General features: G+C 42.3%; 13 protein-coding genes, 2 tRNA genes and 1 rRNA gene. 3 read left to right on the top strand and 13 right to left on the bottom strand.

Going from position 1 to position 12,953, the window contains the following annotated elements; translation table 11 throughout:
* Positions 1 to 129: 129 nt before the first annotated feature.
* Complete coding sequence (gene groL / locus ACFO3D_RS14340) at positions 130 to 1,767, bottom strand: chaperonin GroEL (RefSeq protein ID WP_390297399.1); 1,638 nt, start codon at positions 1,765 to 1,767, stop codon at positions 130 to 132.
* A 54-nt stretch (positions 1,768 to 1,821) separates the two neighbouring features.
* Positions 1,822 to 2,106 (bottom strand): co-chaperone GroES, encoded by a 285-nt coding sequence (gene groES, locus ACFO3D_RS14335; RefSeq protein ID WP_390297397.1) that lies wholly within the window; start codon positions 2,104 to 2,106, stop codon positions 1,822 to 1,824.
* A gap of 281 nt (positions 2,107 to 2,387) precedes the next feature.
* Here groES and ACFO3D_RS14330 point away from each other — a divergent pair, with 281 nt between their 5' ends.
* Positions 2,388 to 3,101: a CPBP family intramembrane glutamic endopeptidase gene (locus ACFO3D_RS14330; protein WP_390297394.1), complete on the top strand. Its 714-nt coding sequence runs from the start codon at positions 2,388 to 2,390 to the stop codon at positions 3,099 to 3,101.
* A gap of 7 nt (positions 3,102 to 3,108) precedes the next feature.
* Positions 3,109 to 3,306, top strand: coding sequence for a YdiK family protein (locus tag ACFO3D_RS14325; protein WP_390297392.1), 198 nt, complete (start codon positions 3,109 to 3,111; stop codon positions 3,304 to 3,306).
* Positions 3,307 to 3,553: 247 nt separating this feature from the next.
* Here ACFO3D_RS14325 and ACFO3D_RS14320 read toward each other — a convergent pair whose 3' ends face one another.
* Both ACFO3D_RS14320 and moaC read right to left on the bottom strand, forming a co-directional pair.
* Positions 3,554 to 4,183: a redox-sensing transcriptional repressor Rex gene (locus ACFO3D_RS14320; protein ID WP_390297390.1), complete on the bottom strand. Its 630-nt coding sequence runs from the start codon at positions 4,181 to 4,183 to the stop codon at positions 3,554 to 3,556.
* A gap of 13 nt (positions 4,184 to 4,196) precedes the next feature.
* On the bottom strand, positions 4,197 to 4,682 hold the full coding sequence (gene moaC, locus ACFO3D_RS14315; protein WP_390297387.1) for a cyclic pyranopterin monophosphate synthase MoaC: 486 nt from the start codon (positions 4,680 to 4,682) through the stop codon (positions 4,197 to 4,199).
* 135 nt (positions 4,683 to 4,817) lie between these two features.
* On the opposite strand from moaC, the gene ACFO3D_RS14310 reads away from it, so the two are divergent.
* Positions 4,818 to 6,740 (top strand): ABC-F family ATP-binding cassette domain-containing protein, encoded by a 1,923-nt coding sequence (locus ACFO3D_RS14310; RefSeq protein WP_390297384.1) that lies wholly within the window; start codon positions 4,818 to 4,820, stop codon positions 6,738 to 6,740.
* A gap of 496 nt (positions 6,741 to 7,236) precedes the next feature.
* Here ACFO3D_RS14310 and ACFO3D_RS14305 read toward each other — a convergent pair whose 3' ends face one another.
* The 9 genes from ACFO3D_RS14305 to rrf all read right to left on the bottom strand — a co-directional run bounded on the left by ACFO3D_RS14305 (position 7,237) and on the right by rrf (position 12,804).
* Complete coding sequence (locus ACFO3D_RS14305) at positions 7,237 to 8,406, bottom strand: FtsW/RodA/SpoVE family cell cycle protein (RefSeq protein ID WP_390297381.1); 1,170 nt, start codon at positions 8,404 to 8,406, stop codon at positions 7,237 to 7,239.
* 219 nt (positions 8,407 to 8,625) lie between these two features.
* Positions 8,626 to 9,636 (bottom strand): tRNA (adenosine(37)-N6)-threonylcarbamoyltransferase complex transferase subunit TsaD, encoded by a 1,011-nt coding sequence (gene tsaD, locus ACFO3D_RS14300; protein WP_390297378.1) that lies wholly within the window; start codon positions 9,634 to 9,636, stop codon positions 8,626 to 8,628.
* On the bottom strand, positions 9,626 to 10,081 hold the full coding sequence (rimI, locus tag ACFO3D_RS14295) for a ribosomal protein S18-alanine N-acetyltransferase (RefSeq protein WP_390297747.1): 456 nt from the start codon (positions 10,079 to 10,081) through the stop codon (positions 9,626 to 9,628). The genes tsaD and rimI overlap by 11 nt, the downstream gene beginning before the upstream one ends.
* Positions 10,074 to 10,781 (bottom strand): tRNA (adenosine(37)-N6)-threonylcarbamoyltransferase complex dimerization subunit type 1 TsaB, encoded by a 708-nt coding sequence (gene tsaB, locus ACFO3D_RS14290; protein ID WP_390297375.1) that lies wholly within the window; start codon positions 10,779 to 10,781, stop codon positions 10,074 to 10,076. The genes rimI and tsaB overlap by 8 nt, the downstream gene beginning before the upstream one ends.
* 17 nt (positions 10,782 to 10,798) lie before the next feature.
* Entirely contained in the window at positions 10,799 to 11,254 is a 456-nt protein-coding gene (gene tsaE / locus ACFO3D_RS14285; protein WP_390297372.1) for a tRNA (adenosine(37)-N6)-threonylcarbamoyltransferase complex ATPase subunit type 1 TsaE, read from the bottom strand.
* Positions 11,255 to 11,262: 8 nt separating this feature from the next.
* Complete coding sequence (gene thiL / locus ACFO3D_RS14280) at positions 11,263 to 12,225, bottom strand: thiamine-phosphate kinase (protein ID WP_390297369.1); 963 nt, start codon at positions 12,223 to 12,225, stop codon at positions 11,263 to 11,265.
* A 202-nt stretch (positions 12,226 to 12,427) separates the two neighbouring features.
* Positions 12,428 to 12,504: transfer RNA gene (locus ACFO3D_RS14275), tRNA-Asp, on the bottom strand.
* A 74-nt stretch (positions 12,505 to 12,578) separates the two neighbouring features.
* Positions 12,579 to 12,655: transfer RNA gene (locus ACFO3D_RS14270), tRNA-Met, on the bottom strand.
* A 33-nt stretch (positions 12,656 to 12,688) separates the two neighbouring features.
* Positions 12,689 to 12,804, bottom strand: a 5S ribosomal RNA gene (gene rrf, locus ACFO3D_RS14265).
* Between the last annotated feature and the right edge of the window lie 149 nt (positions 12,805 to 12,953).

Here is a 12,953-nt window from a genome sequence, read left to right as displayed (position 1 = left end):
TCCAAAAAGTTAGAAACTTAATGGAAAACCTCTTTTAAACCTCAATTTCTAATGTCGGTCACTTTTTCGGACACTATAATTGATAAATACGGTCGTGAACGTTGATGTAACAAGGTTTTATAACCTATATTACATCATGCCGCCCATTCCGCCCATGCCACCCATGTCTGGCATGCCGCCGCCTGCGTTATTGTCTTCTTCTGGAAGATCAGCAACTACAGCTTCAGTTGTTAGGAACATAGCTGCAACAGATGCCGCGTTTTGCAGTGCGGAACGTGTAACTTTTGTTGGGTCAACGATTCCGGATTCAACCATGTTTACCCACTCGCCGTCAGCTGCGTTATAACCTACGCCGACTTTTTCGCCTTTAAGACGCTCAACGATGATTGATCCTTCAAGACCAGCGTTGTGTGCGATTTGACGTACTGGCTCTTCAAGTGCACGAAGTACGATGCTTGCACCAGTAGCTTCGTCACCATCAAGTGACAGTTCGCCAATCTTGCTAAGAACGTTTACGAATGCAGTTCCACCACCGGAAACGATACCTTCCTCAACAGCTGCGCGAGTTGAGTTCAGTGCGTCTTCAATGCGGAGTTTGCGTTCTTTAAGTTCAGTTTCAGTTGCAGCACCAACTTTAATTACTGCTACACCGCCTGCAAGTTTAGCAAGACGTTCCTGAAGTTTTTCTTTATCGAATTCAGAAGTAGTTTCTTCTGCTTGTGCACGGATTTGTGCTACACGGGAAGAAATTGCTTCCGGATTACCTGATCCTTCAACAACTGTAGTGTTTTCTTTTGTAACAACTACTTTAGATGCGCGACCTAGCTGATCGATTGTTGCGCTCTTCAGATCAAGGCCAAGGTCTTCTGTAATTACTTCAGCACCAGTCAGTGTTGCGATGTCTTCAAGCATTGCTTTACGACGGTCACCGAACCCAGGAGCTTTAACAGCTACTGCGTTGAATGTTCCGCGTAGTTTGTTAACAACTAGTGTTGCAAGAGCTTCACCTTCAACGTCTTCAGCGATCAGAAGAAGTGGCTTGCCTTGCTGTACTACTTGTTCAAGAACAGGAAGTACTTCCTGGATGTTACCGATTTTCTTGTCAGTAATCAGGATGTACGGATCTTCAAGAACTGCTTCCATTTTATCCTGGTCAGTAACCATGTATGGAGAAGCATATCCGCGGTCAAACTGCATACCTTCAACCACTTCTAGCTCAGTGTTGAATCCTTTAGATTCTTCGATAGTGATAACACCATCGTTCCCAACGCGTTCCATTGCTTCGGCGATCAGGTTACCTACTTCTTTATCGCCGGAAGAGATAGCTGCAACCTGTGCAATTGATTCTTTACCTTCGATAGGGTTAGAGATACCTTTTAGTTCTTTAACTGCAGATTCTACAGCTTTTTCGATACCGCGACGAACGCCTACAGGGTTAGCACCTGATGCTACGTTTTTAAGACCTTCACGGATCATAGCCTGTGCAAGAACTGTTGCTGTAGTTGTACCGTCACCAGCAACGTCGTTCGTTTTGGAAGCTACTTCAGAAACAAGCTGTGCACCCATGTTTTCGAAATGGTCTTCAAGTTCGATTTCTTTAGCAATTGTAACACCATCATTGGTGATCAATGGTGAACCATATTTTTTATCCAGAACAACGTTACGGCCTTTTGGTCCCAACGTTACTTTAACAGCGTTAGCTAATGTATCGACACCGCGAAGCATAGCTCTGCGGGCTTCTTCACTGAACTTAATTTCTTTAGCCATGTTAAATTCCTCCTTGATAATTGATTTCGTATGTTATTATGCTGACAATCCTGCTTAGCTTACAACAGCAAGAATGTCATTTTCACGAAGAATTAAGTATTCTGTGCCTGCGTATTTCACTTCGGTACCAGCAAATTTTGAAAAGATGATACGGTCCCCTTCGCTAACCTCAAGTGCAACTTTTTCGCCACTGTCTGTTACACGGCCGGAACCTACTGCAACTACTTTACCTTCCTGTGGCTTTTCTTTTGCAGAGTCTGGAAGGACAATACCGCTTGCTGTCTTTTCTTCCTGCTCAACAAGCTCGATTACGACACGATCTCCTAGTGGTTTAATCATGTAGACAACCTCCTTAATTCCTTTTCATGTATTTGTTTTGATTTATTAGCACTCATTGTTAGTGAGTGCTAATTCCAATTAATATAATAATTAATTGACATTAAAAATGCAAGTATTGACCTTTAAAATTTTTACTCTTTTTTTCAGGAACGTCCTACGTAACCATACTATTATAACGTGTAGGGAAATTATGATAAAATATTTATGTTGTAATTTTTTCTAGCAGCGCGTTTTGTTGCATATACTATACTAATCCTCACATTAAAAGGAGTAGTTTTAACTTGGCCAGACGCTATTGGTATGTAATTTCAACTTATATAATTATGCAGTTTTCCGGGTTGCTGTTTGTCCCGGTTCTGTACTTCATGCTTCCTGTCTCACAGGAGCAGGCGGCAATCTACTGGACAATCTTCAGTTTCATCGCCGGGCTGATTGCTGTACTCATTTTCATGCGGCCGGATATGCGACAGGCACCTGTTCGTGATAACACCTCTGCAGGCCATTTAGTCTTATGGTCCATTGCAGGTGTTATTATGGCCTATGTTGCCCAAGCTCTTGCGGTGACAATAGAAGTACAGTTATTCGGTATTAAACAAGGCTCACAAAATACGCAGGTTATTATGGATATAACACGGGCAGCTCCTATATTTATGATTATCCCCGCGATTATTGCACCGATTCTTGAAGAAATTATTTTCCGGAAAATAATATTTGGTGAGCTTTACGTCCGCACAAACTTTTTCATTGCGGCTACACTTTCTGCACTGATTTTCGGAATAATCCACGGGGAGCCGGAACATATTTTAATATACGCATCAATGGGCTTTGTATTTGCATTTCTTTATGTAAAAACCAAACGGATTATGGTTCCGATAATAGTTCATATGACGTTGAATTCCATTTCACTTATCGTTCAGCTGTCACTGGACCCTGAGGATTTAGAAAGAATGCAGCGCCAGATGGAACAGATGCAAATGATTTTAATTGGAGGCTGATTCACTAATGCGACTTTCACCTAAAACAATGTCTTTGATATATTTCCTACTAGGGTCGGTCTTTACCTATATGGCAGTTCAAAGTGCAGAAGATACAGTCTGGAATTTCATGACGATTCTTCTTGCTTTCTTCGCCACAATAGATTTCGGTGTAGGAATCCGGATGCTGATTCTGCATTTTAAATTAAAACAAAAAAATAAGTGAATTATGTACACTCACACAACCAGCAGGATCTGACTGCTGGTTGTATCATCTGCTTGAGTTGCATTACCATTCTCTCCACTTTGTTCATCGCCCGCATTCTCTCTTCAAGTAGTCCACTCTCTTAATCACAGCCATTTAAATCTTTTTAGCTAACAAAGCCGTAAATCCCTTCCCAAGCGCAGGGAAAAGATAGACGTAAAATAAATGTAAAGGAGCAGCCCTCGTGGACTGCTCCCCTATAGAAATATTAATCTAACGGATAATGCTTTAAAAAATATACAAGTGACTGCAGTTCAACAGCAAGGTCTATATGATGGACACGGACCCGCTCCGGTACCGTTATTCTTGCTGGTGTGAAGTTAAGTATTCCAGAGACTCCGTAATCGGTCAGCCTATTGGTGATGTTCTGCGCCTCGGTGGCTGGAACGGTGAGTATTGCTACACTTACGCCCTGCATCCTTTCCTCCAGCTCATCAATATGATAGATGGGCACTCCGCCGATATCGGTTCCCGCTTTTTCTGCGTTTGCTTCGAATGCCATGACAATTTTGGTATTATTATTTTTCATAAAATTATAATGTAAAAATGCCGTACCCAGGTTTCCAACACCAATAAGAGCTACCTCGGTCACTTCATCCTGGTCGAGTGTCTTCCGGAAAAAACCAAGTAAGTATTCTACATTATACCCGTACCCTTTTTTCCCAAGCGCACCGAAATACGAAAAATCTCTTCTGATAGTGGCAGAGTCAACTTTTACTGCCTCACTAAGTTCCCCGGAAGAAACCCGCTTCTTCCCCTGCTGAAATAAATTGTTCAGGAACCGGTAGTATAACGGCAGCCGCTTGGCAGTTGCCTGTGGTATCTTATTTTGCTCCATTCCAGTTACCCCCCTAATCTTCCCTCTGGTAGTCACCCGATTTACCGCCTTTTTTACTCAGGAGATATGTCTGGCCAATTACCATTCCTTTATCGATTGCTTTGCACATGTCATATATGGTCAATGCGGTTGCGGAAGCAGCGGTCAATGCTTCCATTTCCACCCCTGTACTTCCTTTGGTTTTTACCGATGCACTGATCCTAATTTCATATGTATCCCCGTCAATATTCCAGTCAAATGAAATATCCACTCCTTTTAGTTGCAGTGGATGACACATTGGAATCCAGTCAGAAGTTTTCTTGGCTGCCATAATCCCTGCAACCTGAGCTACCGCAAGCGCGTCACCTTTTTTCATGGTATTGGAAGTTATTTTTTCATAGATTTCGCGATTTACAAAAACGCTGGAAGCAGCTGCAGCCGTCCGTTCCGTCTCATTCTTTTCACTGATGTCGACCATTCTTGCTCTTCCTTGCTCGTTAAAATGTGTGAAATCTGCCATAAAAATCAACTCCAGACGAAAATGATATATACCCCATTTTATCAGAAATTAATAGGTTAGTCGTGATTAATTTCACATTTGTATTGCCCGCCTATTTGCTAATACGATACACTTGTATACGATGAGGTGAACGAAATGATTATTATGCAGCTTAACGGAGTCTCCAAGTCTTTTGGAGCCGATGAAATATTATCCAACGTAAAACTTGAAATAAAAGAGAACGACAGGATTGCAATCGTGGGCAGAAATGGGGCAGGTAAGTCCACCCTGCTGAAAATAATGGCGGGTGAGTATTCGTATGATGAAGGGGATTTAATTAAGCCCAAGGATCTTACAACAGGCTATCTCTCCCAGCATACTGGACTCGAATCCGATAAAACTATTTGGAATGAAATGGTGGAAGTCTTTCGGGATCTGGTGAAACAGGAACAGGAACTTCGCGGGCTCGAAAAAGAGATGGAACAGGCTGCGACACTTTCCGAGAAAAAATATGAGCAGCTGCTTGTGGATTATGACCGGAAACAACAGGCTTTTGATGCAGGTGGCGGCTATCGCTATGAGGCAGATATTAAAGCTGTCCTAACCGGCCTTCATTTTCATGACTATGATTATGATACACCGATCAACGAACTTAGCGGCGGGCAAAAAACCCGTCTGGCACTCGGGAAGCTATTACTGAAGAAACCTGACCTGCTCATTCTGGACGAGCCTACCAACCATCTTGATATCGATACACTAAGCTGGCTCGAAAACTATCTGGCAGGTTATCCAGGTGCCGTAACAATTGTTTCGCACGACCGCTACTTTCTGGATAAAACTGTGTCGATTGTTTATGAGATTTCCCGACACAAGACTAAGAAATATCATGGTTCGTACAGCAAGTTTCTCGAACAAAAAGCCCAGGACTTTGAACAGGAAATGAAAGAGTTTGAGAAGCAACAGACAGAAATTAAGAAAACAGAAGAGTTTATTCAAAAAAATATCGTACGTGCTTCGACAACCAAACGTGCGCAAAGCAGACGTAAACAACTTGAGAAAATGGAGAAAATGGAACGGCCAAAAGGCGATGAGTCATCCGCCTCTTTCTCATTTGATATCAACCGGCGGAGCGGGAACGATGTACTGAAGATCGACTCCCTCTCCTTCCGTTATGAGGATAACCTGATTTTTTCCAACGTGGATGTACAAGTGAACCGTGGTGAGCGAGTAGCCCTTGTCGGACCTAATGGCGTTGGAAAAACAACATTGCTGAAAACGATAATCGGCGGTCTACAACCGTCCAGCGGTACAGTTAAAATCGGCACAAATGTGGAAATTGGCTATTATGATCAGGAACAACAAACGCTAACCCCTACAAAAACAGTGCTTCAAGAACTGTGGGACGAGTATCCTCTGGTAAATGAAAAGGATATTCGGACCGTTCTCGGAAACTTTCTATTCTCCGGGGATGACGTGCTAAAACTTGTCCAGTCCCTTAGCGGCGGGGAGAAAGCAAGATTGTCGCTTGCCAAACTGATGATGCAAAAAGCTAATCTGCTGGTGTTGGATGAACCGACAAACCATCTTGATATCGACAGCAAAGAAGTGTTGGAGGCAGCACTTCAGGACTTCTCTGGCACAATTATTTTTGTATCGCATGATCGTTACTTTATAAACAAAATCACCGATCAGATTGTTGAAATGCAACAGGATGGCTCCACTCTTTATCTGGGTGACTATGATTATTATACCGAAAAGAAACAGGAAGAGGCAGAACTGAAACAACTGCAGGAAACGAAAGAGGCTGTCGATACACAGGACCACCGAAAAGCCAAGTTTAAAGAGGATAAAATGCTTCAGCGGGAGGCTCGGAAAAGACAGCGACGGATTGATGAATTGGAAGCTAAGATTGAAGAGCTGGAAGCCAGGCTTGAGGCCACCGAGCAAAAAATGACCGATCCGGAAGTTTACCAGGATCATGAAAAGGCTCTGGAACTGACGAAACAAACCGGGGATTTAAAACAAGAAATTGAGAAGCTGCTGGAAGAATGGACCGCTTTGCAGGAAGAAACGACCTAAAATCATTACAGATTTAAAAATATCGAATTGACTGGGTAACATAGAAAACGCTCCGAGCATAAAAGCTTGGAGCGTTTCTTTATATGGCCTTATTTATTTCTATTAGAATAGTTTATACCCTGACTTTTTTCATATATCTACCTGGATTGGCTGATTGTCGGATTATCATTCCGCTATTTCCTCTAATTTCTCCGTTAAAGCTTGATTTCGGATCCTGGTTCAGTTATGTGTCTATTTCACCTTAAAATCTATTGATATAATCCATTTAACAGAACCAGAATCCACTTTCCCCCTTTTTTCCCTTTTAACGGAATGAGGAACCGCTTTGCTGACTTGCTGGATTCCCAATCCGCTATTTTTCTCATTTGAGGTGATTTTTTTAATTCCCGTTCTACGCTGTGATATCCCGCTATTCTGCTGGTTTAGTTTAGGTACAATAAAAAAGCAGCCCAATTTCTATAAAGATTGGATTGCTAAAGTTAATCGCCGTTTCTATCTAGAATAAATAACTGCGCTGAATGGAGTTTTCCACAGCTACTCGGTAAATCACACCAAAACCAACCATGGTTGCCAGCACGGAACTTCCACCGTAACTGATAAGTAATAATGGGATCCCAGTTATTGGCATGATACCAATCGTCATTCCGATATTCTGAAAAGCATGGATAAGAATAATCCCCAGATAGCCAAAACTTAAAAATGAACCAAACAACGAATACCTGGAACTGTACAAACCCAATGTTACTAGTTTGTATAACAATAGGAAATACAAAAAGATAACAACCGATGTGCCCAGAAACCCAAAGCTCTCCCCGATTACTGAAAAGATAAAGTCTGTATGTGCCTCAGGCGTCTCCACTTCAAGACTATCCATCCCTTTTCCAAATAGCTGCCCTGAGCCCAGCGCAAGCACTGAAAGATCAAAATGGTATGTATCATCGCTGTCCTGTTCCGTTGGATTAATCCAGGTCATTACACGATCAATTTGATAAGGATCAAGCCCTATGTATTCCTCTGCTAGGGAAGGGAACTTAACAATAAATCCCACGGCCCCTCCGAGAATAATGGACACTGCAAGAATCAAGCTTAGTATTATCTTCCAGTCAATTCCCGATAAAAGAACCATTAACCCGGCAATAAACACATAGACCATTGAGGTTCCAAAGTCGGGCTGCAATAGAATAAAGAATACAGGGATTGCTGTTACAAAAATAATTTTGAACAATAAAAATGTATCACTGCCAAGATTACTTACTTCATATTTTTTCTTATGTTTCGTGATTACTGCAGCGAGGAACAGTACGGTTGTTATTTTTGTGAATTCAGCAGGCTGTATCGACAGTCCTGGGAGGGTGAACCAGCTTTTCGTTCCATGTATCTCCCTGGCAATACTGTCAGGGCTAATTAACAGAACGATCAATACCAGTATCCCTAGCCCATAAATATAGATGCTGGCTTTAAAGAGCTGTTCAAGATCTACAAACTGAATAACTGCCGCTCCTACTATACCTGCCGCAAACCATACGCATTGTTTGAGTACAAAGTTTTCCCCTCCGTACTGTGGAAGCTGCTGTGCATTATAAATCGATATCAGACTGACACAGATGAACAGAAACAAAAGGAACAGCAAGTCACTTTGTATATAATAGGACTGTTTATTCGACATATACCTTCACCAGATTTCGATTAGTTTAAGAGATCTGTTGGAACAGTTATTAACGTTATCCACAGACATATATACAAAAAGTCAGCCCTTTTCAAGGTTTTCAACAGAGTTATCCACTATATCCACAGGTTAACGCTAGGTTTTCCACAATTTTTATGCACATCCACAGGCCAAGTACTGTCTACTTTTACAAACATTACCCACATGGTTGTGGATAACTTATTTCAGGATGAGCGATGGGTTTGCATTCAAGTCCCAGCCGGCTCGCAGCCCTCTTTCGTACGAGATAAACCCGGCGGCAGCTATCATCGCAGCGTTGTCCGTACAAAGCTTCAATGGAGGGATAAGTAATGGGATACCCGAGTCAGCAAACTTTTCGTCCAATGCCTTCCGCAGACCCTGATTGGCAGCTACGCCTCCTGCCACAATAACTTGTTTTACCTGATACTTTTGCGCTGCTTTCCGTGTTTTAGTTGTTAATACATCCACAACACTTGCCTGAAAGCTTGCAGCAATATCCTCTTTTTTGATTTCCTCGCCACGCTGTTCAGCATTGTGTATAGTATTGATAACAGAAGACTTTAAGCCGCTAAAACTGAAATCAAAGCTGTCATCCTCCAGCCAGGCACGAGGAAAATTAATACTCTCCTCCCCAACGGCAGCAAGCTTGTCCACATGCGGTCCTCCCGGATATGGAAGTCCAAGCATGCGTGCAACCTTGTCATAAGCTTCACCTGCTGCATCATCTCTAGTTTCACCAATCAATTCATAGCTGCCATGTTCCTTCATCAGGACCAATTCCGTATGCCCGCCTGAAACAATCAATGCAAGTAGCGGAAATTTGAACTCACTCTGGTAGCGGTTTGCATAGATATGGCCGGCTATATGATGCACACCAATTAGCGGTTTATTTTTCGCAAATGCAAGCGCCTTGGCTGCATTAACACCTATCAACAGAGCTCCAACAAGCCCTGGTCCTTCCGTAACTGCTATGGCATCAATGTCATCCCAGGTAACCTTTGCTTCATTAAAAGCTTCTTCAAGCACAACAGTGATCTGTTCAACATGATGTCTGGATGCTATTTCCGGTACAACTCCTCCAAATCGCTTATGGCTATCAATTTGGGAAGCGACTACATTGGAAATTATTTCTCTACCATTTTTGACGATTGCCACGGCAGTTTCGTCGCAGCTAGTTTCAATTCCGAGAATATATTTTTCATTTTCCATCTAAATTCACCCACATAACAATAGCATCCTCCTGGTTATCAGTGTAATAATTTTTACGTAGGCCACCAGGTACCAGACCAAATTTTCGGTACATACGCTGTGCAACTACATTAGATTCTCGTACTTCGAGGGATAATCGCTTTGTTCCCATCCTGATTGCCTGCTCGATTGTATATAAAAATAATTTCCCACCCAATTTGTTACCACGATACGCAGGTTTTATGGCAATATTGGTTATTTGTGCGTCGTCAATCACCAGCCACATTCCAGCATAACCAATTACACGCCCATCTATTTCCACTACATAATAATAAGCATGCCGGTTGCTGACCAGTTCCTGAACAAATATGTCCCTTGACCATGGTGTCTCAAAAGTTGCTTTCTCAACTTCTAGTACTTCCTCAATATCAGAAGGCTTCATCTCGCGAATTACCATTTTAGCCATCATTCTGGTTTTCCTTCTGTTTCTTTTTCCAGTTCGCTTCCGCTTCCGCCAAGCGTAAATAGTTAGGGGTCAATGTATGCGTATGGTCTGGGTTTTTATTCATTCCAGCAATAGCCAGATGGGATGGTTTAGCAATATGGAAAGGTTGTTCCGGGATAATAGCCTGATCGCCAAGAGCCTCCAGAATGGCGTCTTGGTGAACCTTAATATCAGGACTTAAAAACATTATCTTATGATTGACTTGCCCTAGCTGCTGCAACCAGCTTTCCATTGAAATGTTCTGTTCTTCTTTCAGCAGCTGAGATTTCCCCTCATCCCACTGATATAACCCTGTGTAGACCAAACCCCTTCGCGCATCAAAAAATGGGCATACAGCGGCGTCAAAAAAACTACCTTGATACGCAAGTACCTCAAGGCTCGAAACTCCAATAACCGGAATATCCAGGGCCCATGCCATTGATTTAGCGGTTGTAAGCCCAATCCGCACACCGGTATATGAGCCTGGCCCCTTAGCAACCACAACCTTATCAAGCTCATCTGGCAGCATATTAACTTCCCGCATTAACTGATCAATTGCAGGCATTAATCGTACCGAATGATTCTTTTTTATATTTGTAACCATTTCCCCGGCAAGCTGTCCATCCTTTAATAAAGCTACGCCAAGTGCCTGGTTTGATGTATCCATTGCAAGTATATTCATTAAAATAACTCCTTAATTCAACCGATAAGTTCAGCGATAACAGTTTTAAAATGGGCCCCATGCGGATAAAACTCAATCATCCTTGAATTTTCATCCAGATTGGAAATCTTGATGTCCAACCGATTCTCCGGAAGATATTCTACGATAAACTGCGCCCACTCAACAACTGATATCCCCTTGCCGTTAAAATATTCATCAAAACCTATATCCTCATCAGAATCTTCGAGCCGATAGACATCCATATGATATAAAGGAAGTTCTCCTTCATACTCTTTTACAATCGTATACGTGGGACTATTAACCGTTCGGCTTACACCGATCCCGTTGGCAATACCTTTTGTGAAGGTAGTTTTTCCAGCCCCTAAGTCGCCTTCCAATGTAAGAACGTCACCGGGTTCCAACAATACTGCCAGTTTCTCGGCAAGTCTTATTGTCTCCTCACTGGTATCTGTTTTTATTTGACGCTTACTCATTTTCTCACCTACTTTAAGTGGGTATAGCCCTGTTTAAACAACGGCTTCTTCCGGCCATCCCTTTCTATATAAACATCGCTCTTGGTTTGATTCGAAACGTATCCTATTTTAGTAACCGGTGTATTCGTTCCCTCAGCTGCAGTTATTACCCTTTCCCAATCATGCTTCGGGACAGTTCCGAGAAGTTCGAAATCTTCCCCGCCAAAAAGCTTCCATTCGTATTGAAGCTTATCCGGGAACTGATAAAATTGCTTACTAACAGGAATGCTGTTTTCCTCTATGTGCAGACTCACCTTCGATGCTTCGGCAATTTCGTTTGCTTCATTAGCAATACCATCACTGACATCGTTCAGTGACACTCGCTTAAGACTTCCAAGTTTCTCTGAAAAAGAAACACGGTGTTCAGGTAAGCGATGTCGATTAAGGAAATAATCCGTATCCTTGTATGTCCCCGGATTTTCTAATATATGAAGACCAGCCCTGGAGTCTCCCAATGTCCCTGTAACAAAAACAATATCACCGGCAGCAGCATGACTACGATAGCGTGCTTTATCTTTGTCTGCGAATCCAATTACCGTTACAGAAATGGTAAGCTCTTTGCCGGAAACAGTATCTCCACCTATCAAATCCATATTATGAATGGAAGCCATTTTGTGCATTCCCTTATAGATTTGATTAAGTTCTTCCTTATTCCACGAGGACGGGATTACAATGGAGACAAGATAAAAAGCAGGCGTTGCTCCCATAGCTGCCAAATCGCTAACATTCGCTGCGACTGCACGATAACCGATATGAAATGGCTCCATTGTTACATTAGTAAAATGCACGCCTTCCACAAACGTATCAACCGCAGTTACAGTATCCTGTGTTGTTTGCCGGATGACTGCAGCATCATCGCCTATTCCCTTTATTACGGAAGATTGCCTGTAAGTTGGTTGTTTAATCGAATTTATAAAATCAAACTCGTCCATAGTTTACCACCATTCCCTGTCGTTAACTATGATAATGATAGCAAAAAGAGGCTGAAAAGAAAAACAAACACAGGAAAAGCACATACAACGAATCAAAATCCACATAAAAAAACGCCTTCCCATGGAAAGCGATCTTGTTCAAAAGTTATGTACAAATAAAAAAAACATGTTCCCCGATGGAAATCATGTTACAAATAAAAAGTGGCGGTCCGGACGGGACTCGAACCCGCGACCTCCTGCGTGACAGGCAGGCATTCTAACCAACTGAACTACCGGACCATTGGTTGTACTTCAAAGTACTACTGATTTTTAACTAGCATAGATGTAGTTCGAGCTAGTAAGTTGAAATAATTTGGTTGCGGGGGCAAGATTTGAACTTGCGACCTTCGGGTTATGAGCCCGACGAGCTACCAGACTGCTCCACCCCGCGATAAGAAAAAGTATTAAATTAAGATTTAATATTGCCTGGCGGCGTCCTACTCTTGCAGGGGCAAAGCCCCAACTACCATCGGCGATGGAGAGCTTAACTTCTGTGTTCGGCATGGGAACAGGTGTGACCTCTCCGCTATTGCCACCAGACACTTATTTAAATCAGCAACAAACTCTATTATAGGCACTTTCTCACAAAAAAGCAAGAGTTTTTTATGATTTTGTACCCTAAAAACTAAATAAGAGCCTCGCATGACATCAGATAAAGATTTAGTTAAGTCCTCGATCTATTAGTATCC

The organism is Virgibacillus kekensis, from assembly GCF_042654125.1.
Taxonomy (GTDB): Bacteria; Bacillota; Bacilli; order Bacillales; family Amphibacillaceae; genus Lentibacillus; species Lentibacillus kekensis.
Note: the sequence above shows the minus strand (reverse complement) of the source record. Positions and strands in the feature narration are given on the sequence as shown.